Annotated in this window: 23 protein-coding genes and 1 rRNA gene; 23 read left to right on the forward strand and 1 reads right to left on the reverse strand. The window is 41.3% G+C overall.

Annotated features, from left to right (window positions below; all coding sequences use genetic code 11):
* The 12 genes from rrf to rsmI form a co-directional block, all read left to right on the forward strand.
* Positions 1-89: ribosomal RNA gene (rrf, locus tag ACIQXH_RS19285) — 5S ribosomal RNA — on the forward strand; the annotation flags it as partial.
* Positions 90-353: 264 nt separating this feature from the next.
* Entirely contained in the window at positions 354-560 is a 207-nt protein-coding gene (locus ACIQXH_RS19290; protein ID WP_403125368.1) for a sigma factor G inhibitor Gin, read from the forward strand.
* 182 nt (positions 561-742) lie between these two features.
* Positions 743-2212 carry an aminotransferase class I/II-fold pyridoxal phosphate-dependent enzyme gene (locus ACIQXH_RS19295; protein WP_403125349.1) on the forward strand — a complete coding sequence of 490 codons (1470 nt, stop codon included), beginning with the start codon at positions 743-745 and terminating at the stop codon, positions 2210-2212.
* 39 nt (positions 2213-2251) lie between these two features.
* The gene (gene tmk / locus ACIQXH_RS19300; RefSeq protein WP_402875868.1) at positions 2252-2887 is read left to right on the forward strand and encodes a dTMP kinase; all 636 of its coding nucleotides are present in this window, start codon (positions 2252-2254) and stop codon (positions 2885-2887) included.
* 111 nt (positions 2888-2998) lie between these two features.
* Positions 2999-3328 (forward strand): cyclic-di-AMP receptor, encoded by a 330-nt coding sequence (locus ACIQXH_RS19305; protein ID WP_402875870.1) that lies wholly within the window; start codon positions 2999-3001, stop codon positions 3326-3328.
* 24 nt (positions 3329-3352) lie between these two features.
* Positions 3353-3793: a YaaR family protein gene (locus tag ACIQXH_RS19310; RefSeq protein ID WP_402875872.1), complete on the forward strand. Its 441-nt coding sequence runs from the start codon at positions 3353-3355 to the stop codon at positions 3791-3793.
* A 13-nt stretch (positions 3794-3806) separates the two neighbouring features.
* Positions 3807-4805, forward strand: a complete 999-nt coding sequence (gene holB / locus ACIQXH_RS19315; protein ID WP_402875874.1) for a DNA polymerase III subunit delta' — start codon at positions 3807-3809, stop codon at positions 4803-4805.
* A 1-nt stretch (position 4806) separates the two neighbouring features.
* Positions 4807-5637: a competence/sporulation regulator complex protein RicT gene (gene ricT / locus ACIQXH_RS19320; RefSeq protein WP_402875876.1), complete on the forward strand. Its 831-nt coding sequence runs from the start codon at positions 4807-4809 to the stop codon at positions 5635-5637.
* 14 nt (positions 5638-5651) lie between these two features.
* On the forward strand, positions 5652-6026 hold the full coding sequence (gene yabA / locus ACIQXH_RS19325) for a DNA replication initiation control protein YabA (protein ID WP_402875877.1): 375 nt from the start codon (positions 5652-5654) through the stop codon (positions 6024-6026).
* 176 nt (positions 6027-6202) lie between these two features.
* Positions 6203-6946 (forward strand): tRNA1(Val) (adenine(37)-N6)-methyltransferase, encoded by a 744-nt coding sequence (locus ACIQXH_RS19330; RefSeq protein WP_402875879.1) that lies wholly within the window; start codon positions 6203-6205, stop codon positions 6944-6946.
* Entirely contained in the window at positions 6933-7193 is a 261-nt protein-coding gene (locus tag ACIQXH_RS19335; RefSeq protein WP_402875881.1) for a GIY-YIG nuclease family protein, read from the forward strand. Before ACIQXH_RS19330 ends, ACIQXH_RS19335 begins: the two co-directional genes overlap by 14 nt.
* A 3-nt stretch (positions 7194-7196) precedes the next feature.
* On the forward strand, positions 7197-8078 hold the full coding sequence (gene rsmI, locus ACIQXH_RS19340) for a 16S rRNA (cytidine(1402)-2'-O)-methyltransferase (RefSeq protein ID WP_402959594.1): 882 nt from the start codon (positions 7197-7199) through the stop codon (positions 8076-8078).
* 45 nt (positions 8079-8123) lie between these two features.
* Here rsmI and ACIQXH_RS19345 read toward each other — a convergent pair whose 3' ends face one another.
* Positions 8124-8408 carry a transition state genes transcriptional regulator AbrB gene (locus ACIQXH_RS19345; RefSeq protein WP_402875885.1) on the reverse strand — a complete coding sequence of 95 codons (285 nt, stop codon included), beginning with the start codon at positions 8406-8408 and terminating at the stop codon, positions 8124-8126.
* A 615-nt stretch (positions 8409-9023) separates the two neighbouring features.
* On the opposite strand from ACIQXH_RS19345, the gene metG reads away from it, so the two are divergent.
* The 11 genes from metG (at position 9024) to ridA (ending at position 19487) form a co-directional block, all read left to right on the forward strand.
* Complete coding sequence (metG, locus tag ACIQXH_RS19350; RefSeq protein ID WP_403125352.1) at positions 9024-10985, forward strand: methionine--tRNA ligase; 1962 nt, start codon at positions 9024-9026, stop codon at positions 10983-10985.
* Between the two features lie 197 nt (positions 10986-11182).
* Positions 11183-11950 carry a TatD family hydrolase gene (locus ACIQXH_RS19355; RefSeq protein WP_402959597.1) on the forward strand — a complete coding sequence of 256 codons (768 nt, stop codon included), beginning with the start codon at positions 11183-11185 and terminating at the stop codon, positions 11948-11950.
* A gap of 347 nt (positions 11951-12297) precedes the next feature.
* Positions 12298-13383 (forward strand): ubiquitin-like domain-containing protein, encoded by a 1086-nt coding sequence (locus ACIQXH_RS19360; RefSeq protein WP_402959599.1) that lies wholly within the window; start codon positions 12298-12300, stop codon positions 13381-13383.
* A 236-nt stretch (positions 13384-13619) separates the two neighbouring features.
* On the forward strand, positions 13620-14183 hold the full coding sequence (rnmV, locus tag ACIQXH_RS19365) for a ribonuclease M5 (protein ID WP_402875892.1): 564 nt from the start codon (positions 13620-13622) through the stop codon (positions 14181-14183).
* On the forward strand, positions 14176-15054 hold the full coding sequence (gene rsmA / locus ACIQXH_RS19370) for a 16S rRNA (adenine(1518)-N(6)/adenine(1519)-N(6))-dimethyltransferase RsmA (RefSeq protein ID WP_402875893.1): 879 nt from the start codon (positions 14176-14178) through the stop codon (positions 15052-15054). The genes rnmV and rsmA overlap by 8 nt, the downstream gene beginning before the upstream one ends.
* Positions 15055-15254: 200 nt before the next feature.
* A complete protein-coding gene (gene yabG / locus ACIQXH_RS19375) occupies positions 15255-16133 on the forward strand; it encodes a sporulation peptidase YabG (RefSeq protein ID WP_402875895.1) in 879 nt (292 codons plus the stop codon).
* Positions 16134-16441: 308 nt separating this feature from the next.
* The gene (veg, locus tag ACIQXH_RS19380; protein ID WP_402875897.1) at positions 16442-16693 is read left to right on the forward strand and encodes a biofilm formation stimulator Veg; all 252 of its coding nucleotides are present in this window, start codon (positions 16442-16444) and stop codon (positions 16691-16693) included.
* A 148-nt stretch (positions 16694-16841) separates the two neighbouring features.
* Positions 16842-17018 carry a small, acid-soluble spore protein, alpha/beta type gene (locus ACIQXH_RS19385; protein WP_402875898.1) on the forward strand — a complete coding sequence of 59 codons (177 nt, stop codon included), beginning with the start codon at positions 16842-16844 and terminating at the stop codon, positions 17016-17018.
* Between the two features lie 325 nt (positions 17019-17343).
* The gene (gene ispE, locus ACIQXH_RS19390) at positions 17344-18213 is read left to right on the forward strand and encodes a 4-(cytidine 5'-diphospho)-2-C-methyl-D-erythritol kinase (protein WP_402875900.1); all 870 of its coding nucleotides are present in this window, start codon (positions 17344-17346) and stop codon (positions 18211-18213) included.
* A gap of 62 nt (positions 18214-18275) precedes the next feature.
* Complete coding sequence (purR, locus tag ACIQXH_RS19395) at positions 18276-19100, forward strand: pur operon repressor (RefSeq protein ID WP_402875902.1); 825 nt, start codon at positions 18276-18278, stop codon at positions 19098-19100.
* A 12-nt stretch (positions 19101-19112) separates the two neighbouring features.
* Entirely contained in the window at positions 19113-19487 is a 375-nt protein-coding gene (gene ridA / locus ACIQXH_RS19400; protein ID WP_403125355.1) for a 2-iminobutanoate/2-iminopropanoate deaminase, read from the forward strand.
* Positions 19488-19544: the final 57 nt, after the last annotated feature.

Raw genomic sequence — 19544 nt, forward strand, 5'->3', positions numbered from 1 at the left:
CCCGTTCCCATTCCGAACACGGCAGTTAAGCTCTTCAGCGCCGATGGTAGTTGGGGGTTTCCCCCTGTGAGAGTAGGACGCCGCCAAGCCATTTCAAAGGTCAGCCATTAGGCTTGGCCTTTTTTTGTGTGCAGAAAGAACGAGTTGCATTATGGAATCTGATCATTGAACTTCAAATGAGAAATTGTTTTTTATGAAAACAATCTCGGAGACGGGGAATTTTTATATAGACATACACCTAATGTAAGCCATTATCATACATTATTAAAAGCAGCCCCGAGTTCTCTTAAACTATTTTAATTCTATGTATGCGGACAATGGTTTTTGGGGAGAATGCAGCTATGGAGGTGGAGATGTTGGGGAAAACAACAACCAAAACAACAGCAGGGGAATCGTGCGTGGTATGTGAACAAGTAAAAGGCATGGGGATACACCTATATACGACTTTCATCTGTGAAGAATGCGAAAGGGATATGATTGGGACGGATACGAATGACCCCAGGTATAAGTACTATTTGAAACAGTTAAGGAAAATTACGAATCCGGAAATTTGTTCATAATGTAAGTAGTTGTAGATAGTTGTAGAGTTAGAGAATAAAGAAATGGCGATTTCTTTATTCTCTAACTCTTTTTCCATGAGGAGGGAAATGAACCGCTTGATTGAACTTTTACCTTTTAGATAAGATAATCTTGGACAAATTTGATAAAATGAAGAACATTATGATGTTGAAGGAAGAGGGAAATGAATCAATTACATACGCCATTGTTCGATGCGATGAGCAATTTATATAAAAAGGGACCCATTTCATTACATGTCCCGGGCCATAAAAATGGTCAAGTGTTCAATGAAAAAGGTCGTGCACTCTATAAGCCCCTACTTGGAATAGACGCTACAGAAATAAGTGGCCTGGATGATTTACATGCTCCAGAAGGTGTCATATTGGAAGCTGAGAGACTACTTGCTGACTTATATGGAGTCCAGAAGAGTTATTTTTTGGTCAATGGAACAACTGTAGGTAACCTAGCCATGATCCTTGCGGCCTGTGGGGAGGGAGACAAGGTACTGGTTCAAAGGAATTGTCATAAATCCATCTTGCATGGCCTGATGTTGGCAAATGTACGGCCTGTTTTTTTACAACCTATATTTTATCGGGAATGGGAAGTAGCGGGTGGCATCAGTTCAGATCTATTGGGTGAGGCCTTGGATGTACATTCGGATGCCAAGGCTGTCATATTGACCAACCCGAATTACTATGGACTTGCTGAAAAAGGATTGTCTGGCCTTGTAAAAATGGCACATGAAAGAGGTATTCCCGTGTTGGTAGATGAGGCACATGGTGCTCACTTTCAATTGGGAAGCCTTTTTCCCGACTCCGCGATACTGGCGGGAGCCGATGCAGTTGTACACTCAGCCCATAAAACATTGCCAGCCATGACGATGGGGTCCTACCTTCATATTCATTCTGATTTGTTGGATTTGGACAAGATGACTTTCTATTTACAAATGCTACAATCGAGCAGTCCTTCTTATCCCATCATGGGGTCTCTTGACTTAGCGCGCGGATATCTAGCATCATTTACAATAGAAGACCAAAACCAGCTCATCAAAAGGATTTCAGACTTCAGAGGGGAGTTGGGCAAGCTCGGCACGATACGAGTACTGGAGGCACCATTGGGAACGTCTGCCGACCCCTTGAAAGTCGTCATCCAGTCCACGACAGGCTTAAGTGGATTTCAGTTACAGAAGTTATTTGAAGGGGAAAACCTATATCCGGAACTTGCGGATCCCTACAATCTTTTGATGACTCTTCCTTTAGTAAAGGAAGAACAGGATTTTCCTTTTAAGGAAATCATCAAAAAAATCGAACGAGCATCAAGTGCGATGAAAGATAGATCAGGAGAACAAAATGAAGAAGTTGTTCCACAAAGTGCACTCGGTAAAAACGCCATGACGAGCCTTGCCTATCCATACTCTGTCATGAAACAAAAAAGTACGGTCCAAGTTGAGTTTGGAAAAGCAATCGGTGCGGTATCTGCGGAAATGGTCATTCCTTATCCTCCTGGCATCCCCTTGATTATGACCGGGGAAATGATTACATCAGAGCATATCGATAATTTAGGGAGACTGTTAGCATTGGATTCAAGATTCCATGGAGGTTCTTTCCTTTCAAGCGGGAAGCTGATTGTTTATGAGGGCAGCCAGGTTGGATAAAATGATATACTACAAACAAAGAACCTTGGAGGTACACCAATGAATCGTGGGATTTTTATAACAATGGAAGGGCCTGAGGGAGCAGGGAAAACAACAATCATTCACATGCTCGGGTACGCCCTCCAACAAGAAGGTTATCAAGTTTTGCTAACACGGGAACCAGGTGGCATCCCGATATCCGAACAAATAAGAGAAGTTATCTTGAATAAAGACAATACAGCAATGGATTCAAGAACGGAGGCTTTACTATATGCTGCTGCAAGGCGGCAGCATTTGGTGGAAAAAGTCATCCCTGCACTAGAAAAGGGGACCATCGTCCTCTGTGACCGATTCATTGATAGCTCTTTGGCCTATCAAGGCTATGCAAGGGGCTTAGATATAGAAGATGTATACAATATTAATAAATTTGCAATTGGTGACATGATGCCTGATGCGACGTTCTTTTTCGATATAAAACCTGAAGAGGGTTTAAGACGGATACAGTCAAACGGGGACCGTGAAGTGAATCGACTGGATTTGGAGGCTCTGGAGTTTCATGAAAAGGTATATGAGGGTTATCAGCTAACCATTAGCAGATGGAAGGATCGTTACGTTATCATTGATGCCGATCAATCAATCGAGGAAGTTTTCCAAGAAGCGAAGAATCAATTAATGATAGCTTTGAAGAAGAGATAACGGTACGCTAGGATTTCCATATTATTCAACTGCACCCTATTCCATGTAAGCACAAATTGTTATAATGGGAGTAAGGTAGTGAAAATTCATAGTAAGCGGAGGATGATGAGAATGAAAATGATCATTGCTGTCGTTCAAGATAAGGATAGCCATCGGCTGCTTAATGAATTAGTGGATCATAATTTCAGGACAACCAAGCTCGCCAGTACGGGTGGGTTTTTAAAATCAGGGAATACAACCTTTATGATTGGCACGGAGGATACACGTGTCGATCAGGCGATTGAGATAATCAAGCGGAGTTGTCAGTCGCGTTCTCAATTAGTCTCCCCGGTCTCACCAATGGGTGGCAATGCCGAATCGTATGTACCATATCCGGTGGAAATTCAAGTAGGCGGTGCAACCATATTTGTCCTGCCGGTTGAAAATTTTCTGCAATTTTAACGGCTAGATATATGGAGGTTCTTTATGAAAATCAACCATGACATACCTATTAATTTGGATAAAGCCCGGCAGGATAATAAACAAATGCAATCAGGTAATGGAAGGTTTCAACAACTGGTTCAAACACAGGACCAGAAGATGCAGGTTCAAACTTTGAATCGTTTAATCGGGGACATTGAAGGGGCAGGTCAGCGCCTGGTCCGATCCCGGACCTTTAGGGAACTAGCCAAATATAAGGCATTAGTGAAGCGGTTTGTGCGCGAAGCTGTTGAGTATGGTCTTGAACTGAAGCAGTCCACGAGCTGGAATCAATACGGACAGAGTCGACCATTGAAGACCGTGGAAACGATTGATGCGAAACTGATCGAGTTAAGCGAGGAAATTTTAAATAAAGAGAAGAGTTCGCTTGAGATATTAGAAATGATAGGCGAAATTAAAGGACTGCTGATTAATTTATATACGTAAGTGAGTGATGATGTTGGATAAAACATGGCAGGAAATGAGACAAATTCAGCCGCAGGTTATGACGATGTTGCAAAATAGCATCACGAAGAACAGAGTGGCTCATGCGTATATATTTGAAGGGGATACAGGTACAGGTAAGAAAGAGGTAAGCAAAACTTTTGCAAAAAGCTTACTATGCGAGAACCCGGTCGAAGGCTTTGAGCCATGCGGACAGTGTAAGAACTGCAAACGAATTTCTAGTGGAAACCATCCGGATATCCATTTGATTGAAAAAGATGGACTGTCCATTAAAAAGGAACAAATTAAGAGTCTTCAAGAGGAATTCTCAAAGAAAAGTGTGGAAGCCAATCGGAAAGTGTACATGATTACCGATGCGGATAAGATGTCAGTCGGGGCAGCGAACAGTCTCTTGAAGTTTTTAGAAGAACCTGTAGGAGATACGGTAGCCATACTGATGACCGAACAAGTTCAGCGCATTCTACCGACCATTTTGTCGAGGTGCCAATTGATCTCGTTTAAACCGTTATCACCGGAGAATGTCAAACGAAAGCTGATGGAACAGGACGTGGACCCACAGATGGCCGCTGTCGTCGCTCATTTAACACAGAATGTGGTAGACGGAATTGACATGAGTCATGATGAATGGTTTGTACAAGGCCAAAAAATAGTGGTAAAATTGTATGAAGTGTTAAAACAGAATTCCCTGAAGGCCTTATTGTTCCTTCAGACGGATTGGTTTTCGCACTTTAAAGATAGAGAACAGGTAGACAGAGGCCTTGATTTGTTACTTCTTATTTATAAGGATTTATTATATATTCAATTGGACAAGAAGGACCTGATTGTATTTCAAAATAAACTGAAGGAATTTGAAACTCACGCTCTTCATCTTTCTCCGAGACGACTCGCTGAACATATGGAGTTTATTTTGGAAGCGAAAAGGAAGTTGATGTCCAACACAAATCCACAGCTGTTGATGGAACAGCTTGTGCTGAATTTGCAGGAGGGATCATGATTTGTATGATGTTGTAGGTGTCCGTTTTAAAAAAGCGGGCAAAATATACTACTTTGATCCGGGCGAATTCGCCATTCCCAAGGACGATTTTGTTATAGTGGAGACTGTCCGCGGTGTTGAATTCGGTAAGGTTGTTACAGCCCGTAAACAAGTAGATGAAAATGATGTTGTCCTGCCATTGAAAAAAGTACTTCGGGTTGCAGATGCGAAAGATAAGCTAATTGTTGAGGAAAACAAGTCTGCTGCAGAAGAAGCTTATTATATATGTTGTCAAAAGGTCGATGAGCATAAGCTGGATATGAAGCTCGTTGACGTGTCCTATACCTTTGATAGAAATAAGGTAGTGTTTTACTTTACTGCGGATGGTCGCGTGGATTTCCGTGATTTAGTCAAAGATTTAGCAGCCATATTCAGAACCAGGATTGAACTTCGACAGATTGGAGTCAGGGATGAGGCTAAAATGCTTGGTGGCATTGGACCATGTGGCAGAATGCTTTGTTGCTCGACATTTCTGGGAGACTTTGAACCTGTTTCCATTAAAATGGCGAAAGATCAGAATTTATCACTAAATCCTACAAAAATCTCAGGATTATGTGGTCGATTGATGTGCTGTCTGAAATATGAAAATGACGAGTATGAGAGTGCGAAGGAAATGCTTCCTGATTTAGGTGAGATGATTGATACGCCTGGTGGCAAAGGCAAGGTAGTGGGGCTTAATATTCTAGAACGCGTACTTCAGATTGAACTAATCGAGCAGGAAAGAGTATTAGAGTATACTTTAGATGAGATTCTAAAAGAGGGAGCCGTTTCTATTCAAGCCACAGATTATTAAGGTGGTGGGAGAGCGTGGATAAGAAAGATATTTTTGAGTCGGTTACCAATATGGAAGCCCAGATAGGCCAATTATATAAACAGCTTGGAGAATTGAAGGAGAATCTTGCGGAAATCCTCGAAGGAAATCAATCGCTCAAGTTAGAAAATGAGCACTTGCGTCATCGATTGGGCCTTGCGGATGCCGAGAGTGAACCTGTTTCTATAAAAGAGAAACAAAAGACGAAGAACCGTACTGAGAGTACGAATAAGGTTATGGATATAGGGGAAGGCTATGATAATCTAGCCCGTATCTATCAAGAAGGCTTCCATATTTGTAATCTGCATTTTGGCAGTTTACGTAAAGAAGGAGATTGCCTGTTCTGTTTATCTTTTTTAAACAAGAAGTGAAAATGGAATAATATAAAAGAATGTTCCATCTCTTTTACGTGATAGATAGACCGTTTACAATATATAGTGATTCGGGGTCTGACGCATACTATGAGTCAGGCCCTTTTTGTTACGAGTGAGGGTTAAAGTAAGGGCTTAATCCTGCTTTTTCTACATATATAGGAGGGTTAATAGCAATGGTAGAACTAAAAGGGGATGAACGGCTGGATTACCTGTTGGCGGAGGATTTACGGATCATCCAGAGTCCATCGGTGTTTTCTTTTTCATTAGATGCCGTTTTATTATCCAGGTTTGTAAGCGTACCGATCCAAAAGGGAAGGCTAGTGGATCTTTGTTCAGGCAATGGCGTCATACCCTTGTTGCTAAGCACAAGGACTAAAGGGTCCATTACGGGCATCGAAATCCAGGATCGCCTATATGACATGGCTCAAAGAACCATGGAGTATAACGGGGTTTCCTCGCAGATTGAAATGGTCCATGCTGATATAAAAGAAATCCCAAAGCAAATAGGATACAGTAAATATGATGTGGTAACGTGTAACCCACCGTACTTCCCGACTCCGTCCATTGAGGAAATCAATAAAAATGAACACTTTGCGATTGCCCGTCATGAAATCATGTGCACATTGGAAGACGTCATGCGTGTTTCAAGTCAGTTACTTCGTCAGGGTGGAAAAGCGGCATTCGTCCATAGACCTGGTCGTTTGATGGATATCCTACGACTGATGAGGGAGTATCGGATTGAACCGAAGAGGTTGCAATTCGTTTATCCAAAAAGTACAAAAGAGGCCAATACGATTCTCATTGAAGGAATTAAAGACGGAAACCCGGATTTGAAAATCCTACCTCCACTCGTTGTGTACAATGAACAGAATGAATATAATCCTGAAATCAGAAAGATTTTATATGGAGACGAATAGGCACTATTTCTACGTCTTAAAATGCAGCGATGATAGTTATTACGCGGGATACACCAATAATTTAGAACGAAGGATCAATATGCATAATCAGGGGAAAGGCGCTAAATATACGCGTGGACGGACCCCTGTGGAACTGATTTATCATGAAACGTTTGAAAACCAGACTTTGGCCATGAAGGCAGAATACCAGTTCAAGCAACTAACCAGAAAACAAAAAGAAAAGTGGATGGCAAAGGAGGAGACATAATCTATGTGGCAGCAAAAGAGTTTTGAAAAAGAGGGGTTGGAACCGGCTTTATATCTAGTCCCTACTCCTATAGGCAATCTTGAAGATATGAGTTTCCGCGCTCTTAGGATTTTAAAGGAAGCAGATGTCATAGCTGCCGAGGATACGCGAAATACAAAAAAACTATGTAATTACTTTGAGATTTCTACACCTATCGTCAGTTATCATGAGCATAATAAGGAAAACAGCGGACGGCAAATGCTTGAGCGACTTCGTTCAGGCCAAGTGATCGCTCTCGTCAGTGATGCCGGTTTACCAACGATTTCCGATCCAGGCTATGAACTTGTGAGGGAAGCAATTGCTGAACAGTTTAAGGTTATCCCCTTGCCAGGAGCCAATGCGGCATTAACGGCGTTGATTGCCTCAGGGCTTTCCCCTCAACCCTTTTATTTCTATGGTTTCCTAAAGCGGGGAGCAAAAGAAAAGAAACAAGAGTTGGAAAAGTTAAAAAAAATGGAAGCTACTTGGATTGTATATGAATCGCCTCACCGCTTAAAGGAAACCTTGAAACATATGCATGAAATCCTAGGAGACCGACAAATAGTCCTATGTCGTGAATTAACCAAGAAGTTTGAAGAGTTTATTCGCGGTACATTAAGTGAGGCAATGAATTGGGCGGCTGAAAATGAGGTGCGCGGTGAGTTCTGTTTGATAATAGAGGGTGCTCAAGAACAGGAAGAAGACCCAGAAGAAGCATGGTGGTCAGCTTTCGACATTGTTGGGCATGTCAACTATTATATCGAAACGAAGAAAATGCCTTCAAAGGATGCCATAAAGCAAGTTGCAAAAGATCGAAATATGCAAAAACGCGACGTATACCAGGCATTTCATATAGATGCCAACTAAATGGACAAAAAAAAACTTCCGATATTCGGAAGTTTTTTATCTATATTAGTTAGAAGTTGCAAAGTTTTGTTGAATTTCTTTAATTAACATTTCTGCACCTTCACGGCTAAGAATTAACTTACCATTAGCAAGTGTAAGATTGTTATCAGAAACTTCACCAGTTACTTGACAAGTCATGTTAGGTTTATATTTTTTTAAGATAATGCGCTCATCATCCACATAGATTTCTAAAGCATCTTTCTCAGCGATGCCTAATGTACGGCGAAGCTCGATTGGAATAACTACCCGGCCTAACTCATCAACTTTACGAACGATTCCTGTAGATTTCATTGAAAATTCCCCTCTCAAAATACAATTTAGTACCTTTTTCTATTTTTTTCGTCATTATTCGACAATTTTTTTTATAAATTTATAATACCAGCCATTCCCATATTCGTCAATGATTTATTTTCATTTTTCTGTAAGAGCTCATTATCGCTTTTTATAAAGGATACGAAAAGTAATAAAGCAAAAAAGCCTTAGTCCTAGCTTGTCTGCGGAACCATTTACTTCACCAAGATTCGACAAACTATGATAATGGAGCTCTATCTCTTCCCTATTATAAGAGTAATGTTATTTTAGTTTCAAATCAAAAATTCGGAATATAGGATAATATTCCTGTAAAACGTCCAAATAGAATGGGAGATGTTGCGCAAAATATGAATAGTAAGGTATATTTTGTTGAGGTAAGAGGAAATGCTGAAAATAGGGTGAAGACAACCTTGCAAGCATTAAGCACTGATTAGAAATTCTTTGCCTTTCATTCGAATTTCAGGATGAAATGATTGTTGATTCTTGTCGCATAGAATGACAGATAGGGTTAAAATAGAGATAATAGTTTTACTGTGCTCTAATTGGCAGGGGCAAGTCCTTAGCCAGTTTTGCAAATGATGAGGAGGCAATAAAATGCAGGAAAAATCAAATACATTTTATATTACAACACCCATATATTATCCAAGTGGTAATTTACATATAGGGCATGCGTATACGACGGTGGCAGGAGATGCCATGGCTCGTTACAAAAGGATGCGTGGCTTTGACGTTATGTACTTAACGGGAACGGATGAACATGGTCAGAAAATCCAGCGCAAAGCAGCTGAACAGGGCATCACACCTAAACAGTATGTGGACAATATCGTGTCTGGAATAAAAGAGCTTTGGAATAAGCTTGATATATCTTATGATGACTTCATAAGGACGACAGAAGACCGCCATAAAGAGGTTGTGGCAAAAATATTCAAGAAGCTGCTGGATCAGGGCGACATATACTTGGATCAATATGAAGGATTATATTGTACACCATGTGAATCTTTCTTTACGGAACGCCAAGTCGAAGAAGGTAATGGGAAATGTCCAGATTGTGGCCGACCAGTCGAGAAGGTTAAGGAAGAGTCATATTTCTTCAAGATGAGTAAGTATGCTGACCGTTTATTGAAGTTCTATGAGGAAAACCCTGAGTTCATCCAGCCTGAATCAAGAAAAAATGAAATGATCAATAACTTTATCAAACCGGGATTAGAAGATTTGGCCGTTTCTCGTACAACTTTTGACTGGGGAATTAAAGTACCGGGAGATCCGAAGCATGTCATTTATGTCTGGATTGATGCGTTGACTAACTATATTACAGCTTTAGGGTATGGGACGGATGATGATTCTAAATACAGGAATTACTGGCCGGCGGACGTTCACCTAGTAGGGAAGGAAATCGTTCGTTTCCATACCATATACTGGCCGATCATGTTAATGGCTCTCGATATGCCGCTTCCGAAAAAGGTATTTGCCCACGGCTGGTTGCTTATGAAAGACGGCAAAATGTCGAAGTCAAAAGGGAACGTGGTCGATCCGGTTACATTGATTGATCGATACGGTTTGGATTCCTTACGTTATTACCTTCTTCGTGAAGTCCCATTCGGTTCTGACGGGGTATTTACTCCAGAGGGATTTGTAGAACGGGTTAACTTTGACTTAGCGAATGATCTAGGTAATTTATTGAACAGAACCGTAGCCATGGTCAATAAGTATTTCGACGGTGTGATTCCAAACTATCAAGGGTCGAATGGCGAATTTGAAACAAACTTGCTTGAAATGAATCAAGATACGGTACATAAATATGAAGAAGCCATGGAAAAAATGGAATTCTCCGTTGCCCTTACGTCCATTTGGCAGCTTGTGAGCAGGACCAATAAGTTCATCGATGAAACCCAACCGTGGACGTTGGCTAAAGATGAAGCCAAAAAAGGGGAACTTGCAAGTGTTATGGTCCATTTGGCTGAATCTTTACGCCGGACAGCCGTCCTATTGAAACCATTTTTAACGCAGGCACCGGAAAAAGTCTTTACTCAGCTAGGCATTCAGGATGAGAACTTGAAGACATGGGATAGTCTCAGCGAGTTTGGATTAATTCCTTCCGATACAAGAGTGTTAAAAGGGGACCCTATCTTCCCGCGTTTAGATATGGAAGAGGAAGTTCAATATATTAAAGAACAAATGCAGGGTGGCACGTCCAAAGAGGAAGAAAAGGAAGAAGTCGAAATTCCGGAAGTTGATGAAATCACAATCGATGATTTCACAAAGGTTGAGTTGCGTGTAGCGCAGGTAATGGAAGTCGAGCCCGTAAAAAAAGCCGACAAACTGCTTAAGCTACAGTTGGATCTTGGGTACGAGAAGCGGCAGGTCGTATCCGGGATTGCTCAGCACTACAAACCAGAAGAATTAGTAGGGAAAAAAGTGATATGCGTGACCAATCTTAAACCAGTGAAATTACGTGGGGAGCTTTCTCAAGGAATGATTTTGGCTGGCAGCCAAGATGGCGTCCTATCTGTTGCTACAATAGATGCTTCCATTCCTAATGGATCGAAAGTGAAATAACTCAAAAAAACATAAAAGTGTTTCATATGAAACACTTTTATGTTTTTTATTTATATGCCCCAGTGCAGCAGGCATCTACTGAGACCATTCTTTAGTCCCTGCCTTCAGGGAGGGACTATGTAATCTTTTTGTTACCTAATTGAGAAACATAAAACTCTCATTACGAAATAAAATAGTGCTAGAAAGGAAGAATAAACATGCTTTTCGATACACATGTACATGTAAATGCAGAGCAATTCAATGAAGATCTTGAAGAAGTCATAGAAAGAGCGCAGGAAGCGGGCGTAAAAAACATGGTTGTCGTCGGCTTTGACCGCCCTACCATCACTAGAGCAATGGAACTAGTGGAAATATATGATTTTATGTTTGCGGCAATCGGTTGGCATCCTGTTGATGCAATAGATATGACGGAAGAAGATCTCCAGTGGATTGAAGAACTCTCCGCACATCCTAAGATAGTTGCTATAGGGGAAATGGGCCTTGACTATCATTGGGACAAATCGCCGAAGGAAATTCAAAAGGAAGTTTTCAGAAAACAAATACGCCTAGCAAAAAAGGTAAAGTTGCCTATCATCATTCATAATCGTGAAGCAACCGCAGATATCGTGAGCATATTAAAGGAAGAAGGTGCTTCAGAAGTGGGAGGCATCATGCATTGCTTTAGTGGTAGTGCCGAAACAGCTTTGGAATGTATCGATATGAACTTTTATATTTCATTGGGGGGACCCGTTACCTTCAAGAATGCGAAGAAACCAAAAGAAGTAGCAGCAGCTGTGCCATTGGATCGTCTATTAATTGAGACGGATTGTCCTTACCTAGCACCCCATCCCTTTAGAGGAAAGCGTAATGAACCATCCTATGTGAAACTCGTCGCCGAGCAAATTGCAGACATCAAGCAACTTTCCGTGGAAGAAGTATCCCAGGCGACAACGAGTAATGCCAAGAAATTATTCGGCATTAATTGACATCATTTTGGGTCACGTTCTCCCGGGATTTGCTATTTAGAAAGCATTTTTTGAAGTTTCTACAAATCTCTCTCCCTACATAGGTGTTTTATGTCGAGAAGTCACCCTTTCCTTTTCTATGAGGAATATGCATAATAGGTAATAATTTCCTAAATGAGAAGTGGATGGGTTGACAGCTCGATAAGTATGTCTATATAATCACCGGGAGGAAGGAGGAGTTTTTCATTCTATCAAAAACTATGAAAAACCTTATTTCCAGACTTGTAGGTAAGAAGCGAATAGCGGTTGCGATATGCACGGCAATTCTCGTCACTACGGCGCTGGGAATACTGATCCATAAAGGAACAATGCATACAGTCACAATCATGCTTGACGGGAAAAAAGAGGTAGTGCGGACACACGCGGCTACTGTAAATGATATGTTAAAAGATTTAGAGATTACGGTTCAAGCCGCAGATTATGTACATCCTTCTGTTGACAGTGAAGTAGCTGATGATCTAGAGGTAGTGTACAAGCAGGCTCGAAAAATTGTCATGGTACAAGATGGTGAGCAAGAGGAAGTCTGGTCAACCGCCGATACCGTAGAGGAATTTATCAAGGAGCAGGAGCTCGGAGTAGATGAGAAGGATAAAGTTACTCCTTCAAAAGACACGAAGCTTAAAGCAGATATGGAAGTTAGCATCGATAGAGCCTTTTCACTGAACTTGGTGGTAGGTGGAAAAGAAAAGCAGGTTTGGTCAACTTCGACTACGGTCGCTGACTTTTTAAAGCAACAAGGTGTCAAACTCAATGATTTAGATCGAGTTGAACCAGGATTAGTGGAAAAAGTTGAAGCAAAGAATACGGTAAACGTTATTCGAATTGAAAAAGTCACCGATGTAGTGGAAGAACCTGTCGATTATGCTGTCATTACTAAAAATGATGATTCTTTATTAAAAGGGAAAGAAAAGATCGAAAAAGAAGGAAAAAAGGGTATTACTTCCAAGGAATACGAAGTGATCAAAGAAAATGGAAAAGAAGTCAAAAGGAAATTGCTTTCTGAAAAAGTTGTGAATAAAAAGCAGGATAAGGTCGTAGCGGTCGGAACTAAGAAGCTTGAAACCCAAGAATCACCGAGAGCAACGAATGTGAATTCTACCAGCGGAAAAGAAATTTACGTCTCATCAACGGCCTATACAGCAAGTTGCCACGGCTGTTCAGGTGTTACTTCAACAGGAGTGGATCTGAAAAGTAATCCTAATGCCAAAATCATAGCAGTCGATCCAAGCGTGATTCCCATGGGCTCGAAGGTCTATGTCGAGGGTTATGGCTATGCTACTGCTGCCGATAAGGGCGGAGCGATTAAGGGAAACAGAATAGATGTATTCTTTTCATCGAAAAACGACGCTTATCGTTGGGGTGTAAAGAAAGTGAAAATCCGAGTACTGGATTAATAAGTTTTCTCTCGCAGGAGATAAATTGTCTCCTGCTTTTTTGACGTTTTATTTTACCATTTGTTGAAACCAACAGTATAAACCTGCTTTAATAAAAGAGACGATTCAATAAGTTATAAAATTTCAGTGTAAACTAAAAGTGAATCGAGTGATGGCGTGAGAAGCCATCCCGATGGAAAAGTCGTGGCAAGGTCTGTTACATAGTAAGTCTTGCGCTTTTCTGTATGGAGGAAAACATGAAAAAGATTAAAGAAATCATTGTTGTTGAAGGTAAAGATGATACAGTAGCGATAAAAAGGGCGGTCAATGCGGATACCATAGAAACGAACGGTTCCGCCGTGAATCAATCCTGTATAGATCAGGTAAGGTTGGCACAAGTCACACGTGGTGTTATCATTTTTACGGATCCGGATTTTCCAGGACAAAAAATCAGAAATATCATTTCAGAACAAGTAAAGGGCTGTAAACATGCCTTTTTAACGAAGAAAGAGGCGTTGCCTAAGTCAGGCAGGGGAATAGGCGTGGAGCACGCTTCACCTGAAGCGATTCGTAATGCCTTGAAAGACGCACAACTCATGGATGAGGAAGCCCAAGAGGAAATATCCCAGCAGGATTTAATAGATGCAGGTTTAATCGGTGGTGCGGGAGCTAGAGAGCGAAGAGAAAGACTTGGTTCCATCTTAAAGATCGGTTTTACAAATGGTAAGCAATTATACAAGCGATTAAAAATGTTTCAAATATCAACTGAGGCTTTTAGCGAAGCGATTGTACAGATAAATCAGGAGGAAAATCATGAATAAAGATATAGCAACCCCTGTCAGAACGAAAGACATCCTAAAGAAGTACGGATTTTCGTTTAAAAAGAGCCTAGGGCAAAATTTCCTAATCGATACGAATATCCTGAAGCGGATTGTCGAGCATGCGGAGTTGACAGAGGAAAGTGGAGCGATTGAAATTGGGCCAGGTATAGGGGCGCTGACTGAACAATTAGCGAAAAGCAGCAAAAAGGTCACAGCCTTCGAAATAGATCAGCGCTTACTTCCGATACTAGCCGATACACTGTCTCCATACGACAATGTGAAAATCATCCATGGGGATGTCTTGAAAGCGGATGTCAAGCAGGCCATCGAGGAAGAGTTCAAGGATATCAAGGATATAATGGTCGTAGCCAACCTTCCTTACTATGTTACTACTCCCATCATTTTGAAGCTTTTGTCAGAGGACTTACCGATTAGAGGCATCGTATGTATGTTGCAAAAGGAAGTCGCCGATCGAATCGCAGCTAAGCCAGGCACGAAGGAATATGGTTCTTTATCGATTGCCATTCAATATTATACGGAAGCAGAGACGGTTATGATCGTTCCAAAAACGGTGTTCATGCCGCAACCGAATGTCGATTCGGCTGTTATTCGCCTCACAAGACGGGTTACACCGATTGTCGAAGTACAAGATGAGGACTTTTTGTTCGTCGTGACCCGGGCGAGCTTTGCACAGCGCCGAAAAACGATATTAAATAACTTAACAAGTCAGTTGCCGGAAGGAAAAGCGAAAAAGGAATTGATTCTTGCTGCTCTTAAGGCCGTAGAAGTCGACCCGACTAGGCGAGGGGAAACATTGAGCATTGAGGAATTTGGACGCTTGAGTGATGCATTACTGCCGAATTTTAAATAACCATTACCAATCTAACGTCGGAAAGGGGTTCTATTCTCCCTCATCCGGCTTTTTTTTTGGATTAGAGCGGGTAGTGAACCGATTCCCGCATATGATATACCCCAATTTTCACTTTCACCATTCGTGGAGCGTTAGCATAACTTAAGAAAGAAAACAATCTAGGGTGGGCTTTAAAATAAGTCTTCTCATGGGGTGGAGCAATGAATGTTCAGATAAATGATATTGTCGGTCGGCTCTCTTATAAATGCGACGTACTATTTCGGGTAATTGATATCCGTGATAATTACGGCAAACGTGAAGCGGTTCTTTACGGGGAAGATATTCGGCTAATCGCAGATGCACCTTTTCAGGATTTGATGATTATAAACGATAATGAGCGAAGTGTCCGTCAAAAGTCCAATGAAGCACTCCAAGAACAATCCTACCGCCTATTAACGCAAGATTTAGAGCTTCAGCAGCAAAAAAGCGGATATCAATCAAGTAATGGGTACCGCTATAGCGGAGAATACTTTCAAATACCAGGCAGAGTGCTACATGTAGACGGGGATGCTTCCTATCTTCGAAAATGCCTGGACCTTTACCAGAAATTCGGCATACCGGTGAATGGCGTCTATTGTAACGAAAAAGAAATGCCCCAGAGAATTGGCAGCCTACTGGACCATTACCGTCCAGATATCCTTGTCGTCACGGGTCATGACGCCTATTCTAAATCAAATGGACCGATGTCCGATATCAACGCCTATCGTCACTCCAAGGATTTCGTGCAAACCGTCCGTGAGGCGAGAAAGAAGGTATCACATCTAGATCAACTAGTTATATTCGCTGGTGCTTGTCAATCCCACTTTGAATCGATCATCCAAGCAGGGGCTAATTATGCAAGTTCCCCTTCGCGCGTGAATATTCATGCGCTTGATCCCGTATATATTGTCGGTAAGGTAAGTTTCACGGCCTATATGGAGAATCTTCATGTTTGGGATGTTCTTCGCAATACGTTAACAGGCGAAAAAGGATTGGGCGGGATTGAAACAAAAGGCATGCTTCGAACAGGACTCCCCTTTAAACCTTTCCAGGAAGAATGATGAGCTGCATTTTGAAAGAATGCAGCTTAATTTATTGCTTGAAATTTCGGATATCAATAATTCTGACAGGATTTTTTTAATCGAAAAAGGGAGCAGAGGACTCAGTAGCGAAAATTTTTCCTTTTTGATAATGAATAGTTCGCTTACATATATTTTCAATTACTAGGAGATAATAAAAATGTTAACGATTTTTGCGGAATTAAGGTAAAAATATATTGACTACATTTTTAACTGCTGATATAATTTATTATTTTGTTTGCGTATATTAACAATTTGTGATATACTATAATTAGTGAGGTGGACCGAAAATGCCAAAAACTCTAGCTGATATTAAAACTGCACTTGATTCAAACCTAGGTAAAAGATTGCTTTTGAAAGCAAACGGTGGAAGAAGAAAGACTGTAGAACGTTTTGGAATTTTGGCGGAAACTTATCCGGCTGTTTTTGTAATTGAACTCGACCAAGATGAAAATGCGTTTGAAAGAGTATCTTACAGCTATGCGGATGTATTAACGGAAGCCGTGGAACTAACCTTTTTAAACAAACAACAAGAGATTTAACTTAGAGGAAGTAGCAGACAATATGTTTGCTACTTTTTGATTTGTCCAAAATCCAGGTGTGACCAGTTCAGGGTGGAATAAGTAAGCATGAAATAGCGTATGTAACAAACAATAGGCATGTGACAGCATGTGAAAGGGGTTGTTTCGCTTGAGTAGAAAAAAAGGGATTATGTCCGAGGACTTTAAAGAGGAATTGGCAAAAGAACTTGGATTTTACGATGTTGTCCAAAAAGAGGGTTGGGGCGGAATTCGAGCCCGCGACGCAGGAAACATGGTAAAACTTGCAATCGAAAAAGCACAACGTCAAATGGTGGATAAAGAATAAAATCTCACTAAAATGAATCATGCTGTCCTTACGAAATGGGCCAGGCTCTTTCTTCAATGTATAGCGATATCCTTTTATGCTTACATTGTAGATACAGGAGTCTGGCCTTTTATTATAAAGAAACATAAGCGAATAACGGGCACTAAGTTGCATGGCAAGTCCTTCAAGAAGGAGCAACGGCCCCCTCTCCCCGCAGTCCTTTTCTCCCCTCTAAGGTATTCTCCACTTCAATACATTGTAAATACGATGAAAAAACCTTTAGAATAGAAACAAATATGATAGAATAGGACAAGAACTTTTAAGAACGTTAAAGTAGGTGGACATATTGAAGCTTATGGAAAAAGCCCCGGCTAAAATTAATTTAGCTTTGGATGTGCTTTTCAAACGGCCTGATGGGTATCACGAGGTGGAGATGATCATGACGACAGTCGATCTTGCCGATAGAATAGAGCTAAAAGAAATAAAAGGGAACCACATTCAAATTCTATCTCATAATCGATTCGTTCCGGATGATCATCGGAACTTGGCGTATCAAGCTGCATTCATTTTAAAGGAACGTTATGGAATTAATAAAGGTGTTTCTATTACAATAGAGAAAAATATTCCTGTAGCAGCCGGACTTGCAGGTGGAAGCAGTGATGCCGCTGCTACATTAAGAGGATTAAATAGACTGTGGAAGTTAGGACTTTCCATGGATGAACTTGCTGAAATAGGGGCAGAAATCGGTTCTGATGTTTCGTTTTGTGTATATGGAGGGACGGCTTTGGCTACAGGACGTGGGGAAAAAATCATGCATCTTCCTACACCGCCCAAATGCTGGGTTATTTTAGCCAAACCGACTATTGGCGTATCTACCGCTGATATATATAAACGATTGCAGGTTGCCAAAATGGATCATCCTGATATTCCCGGTATGATTTCGGCCATAAGGGATAATAGTTATGAACGTGTATGCGACGGTCTGGGAAATGTACTGGAGCAGGTTACATTGCAATTGTATCCAGAGGTGGCCAACATTAAAGACCAAATGAAGACGTTCGGCGCAGATGCTGTCTTGATGAGTGGAAGCGGACCGACAGTCTTTGGACTAGTGGAACATGACTCCCGTATGCAAAGGATCTATAACGGACTACGAGGATTTTGTGATCAAGTCTATGCTGTCCGCATGTTAGGTGACCGTAGCGACCTTGAATAAATGCGGACAATGATGTTATAGTTGCATTATAATATTCGGAAATGACAGAGGGTGTGTTACAAATGAAATTTCGTCGCAGCGAGAGGCTAGTCGATATGACCAATTATTTATTAGAACATCCAGGGGAACTCGTTTCACTGACCTATTTTGCTGAGAGGTACAGTTCTGCCAAGTCTTCAATAAGTGAGGATTTGACGATCATCAAGGATACCTTTGAGCAAAGAGGAATAGGTTCTTTGACGACCGTACCGGGTGCCGCGGGTGGCGTAAAGTATATCGTTTCCATTAAACGGGAGGAAGCCGATACCTTTATAGATGAGCTTTGTGAAACAATCGCTAGTCCTGAAAGACTATTACCGGGCGGCTACCTATATATGACCGATATCTTAGGTCACCCGCAAACTGTGAATAAGGTCGGCCGGATCATCGCTTCCATGTATGCCAAGAAAAATGTCTCGGTTATAATGACGATGGCTACTAAAGGGATATCATTAGCATACGCGGTGGCGAACTATTTGAATGTTCCCGTCGTCATAGTAAGAAGGAATAATAAGGTGACAGAAGGCTCTACCGTTAGTATCAACTATGTCTCTGGCTCGTCTAAAAGAATCCAGACAATGGTCCTTTCAAAGAGAAGCTTGGTTGAGGGATCGAATGTGCTGATTGTGGATGATTTCATGAAGGCAGGAGGGACAATCAACGGGATGGTAAGCCTTCTGGATGAATTTAAGGCGACTGTTGCCGGGATTGCTGTCCTCGTAGAGTCCGAACATACGGAAGAGTGTCTCGTGGAGGATTATGTGTCATTAATCAAGCTGACGCAGGTTGTTGAAAGAGATAAAAAGATAAACGTTAGTCGTGGAAACTATTTTACTAAAAGGGATTAAGGGGGATTTTTCATGAAAAAAGTACACACGAATGAAGCACCAGCAGCAATCGGTCCATATTCACAGGGTATCATTGTGGAAAGTTTATTCTATAGTTCGGGTCAAATTCCTCTTACTGCTTCCGGGGAAATGGTGAATGGAGACGTAAAAGAACAGACGCATCAGGTATTTAGGAATCTTCAGGCTGTATTGAAAGAGGCAGGTGCTACTTTAGACACAGTCATTAAAACGACGGTATTCATTAAAAGCATGGAAGACTTCAGTTCGATTAATGAGGTATATGGAGAGTATTTTTCTACACATAAACCGGCGCGGTCTTGCGTAGAGGTCGCACGTTTGCCTAAGGATGCTCTTGTGGAAATAGAAGTGATTGCGCTCGTTAAATAAACGGGCTCTTTTTTTTTGCCTTTTCTAGGGGGATTGTAGTGGGTACTTTTCCAGTAT

This window comes from Peribacillus sp. NPDC097225 (assembly GCF_044761955.1).
Classification (GTDB): domain Bacteria; phylum Bacillota; class Bacilli; order Bacillales; family DSM-1321; genus Peribacillus.

Bases quoted from the DNA above. Each gene is read 5' to 3' on its own strand.
- ACIQXH_RS19290 (WP_403125368.1), top strand. From the start codon at position 354: ATGTTGGGGAAAACAACAACCAAAACAACAGCAGGGGAATCGTGCGTG.
- ACIQXH_RS19295 (WP_403125349.1), top strand. From the start codon at position 743: ATGAATCAATTACATACGCCATTGTTCGATGCGATGAGCAATTTATAT.
- tmk (WP_402875868.1), top strand. From the start codon at position 2,252: ATGAATCGTGGGATTTTTATAACAATGGAAGGGCCTGAGGGAGCAGGG.
- ACIQXH_RS19305 (WP_402875870.1), top strand. From the start codon at position 2,999: ATGAAAATGATCATTGCTGTCGTTCAAGATAAGGATAGCCATCGGCTG.
- ACIQXH_RS19310 (WP_402875872.1), top strand. From the start codon at position 3,353: ATGAAAATCAACCATGACATACCTATTAATTTGGATAAAGCCCGGCAG.
- ACIQXH_RS19330 (WP_402875879.1), top strand. From the start codon at position 6,203: ATGGTAGAACTAAAAGGGGATGAACGGCTGGATTACCTGTTGGCGGAG.
- ACIQXH_RS19335 (WP_402875881.1), top strand. From the start codon at position 6,933: ATGGAGACGAATAGGCACTATTTCTACGTCTTAAAATGCAGCGATGAT.
- rsmI (WP_402959594.1), top strand. From the start codon at position 7,197: ATGTGGCAGCAAAAGAGTTTTGAAAAAGAGGGGTTGGAACCGGCTTTA.
- ACIQXH_RS19345 (WP_402875885.1), bottom strand. From the start codon at position 8,408: ATGAAATCTACAGGAATCGTTCGTAAAGTTGATGAGTTAGGCCGGGTA.
- metG (WP_403125352.1), top strand. From the start codon at position 9,024: ATGCAGGAAAAATCAAATACATTTTATATTACAACACCCATATATTAT.
- ACIQXH_RS19355 (WP_402959597.1), top strand. From the start codon at position 11,183: ATGCTTTTCGATACACATGTACATGTAAATGCAGAGCAATTCAATGAA.
- ACIQXH_RS19360 (WP_402959599.1), top strand. From the start codon at position 12,298: ATGCATACAGTCACAATCATGCTTGACGGGAAAAAAGAGGTAGTGCGG.
- rnmV (WP_402875892.1), top strand. From the start codon at position 13,620: ATGAAAAAGATTAAAGAAATCATTGTTGTTGAAGGTAAAGATGATACA.
- rsmA (WP_402875893.1), top strand. From the start codon at position 14,176: ATGAATAAAGATATAGCAACCCCTGTCAGAACGAAAGACATCCTAAAG.
- yabG (WP_402875895.1), top strand. From the start codon at position 15,255: ATGAATGTTCAGATAAATGATATTGTCGGTCGGCTCTCTTATAAATGC.
- veg (WP_402875897.1), top strand. From the start codon at position 16,442: ATGCCAAAAACTCTAGCTGATATTAAAACTGCACTTGATTCAAACCTA.
- purR (WP_402875902.1), top strand. From the start codon at position 18,276: ATGAAATTTCGTCGCAGCGAGAGGCTAGTCGATATGACCAATTATTTA.
- ridA (WP_403125355.1), top strand. From the start codon at position 19,113: ATGAAAAAAGTACACACGAATGAAGCACCAGCAGCAATCGGTCCATAT.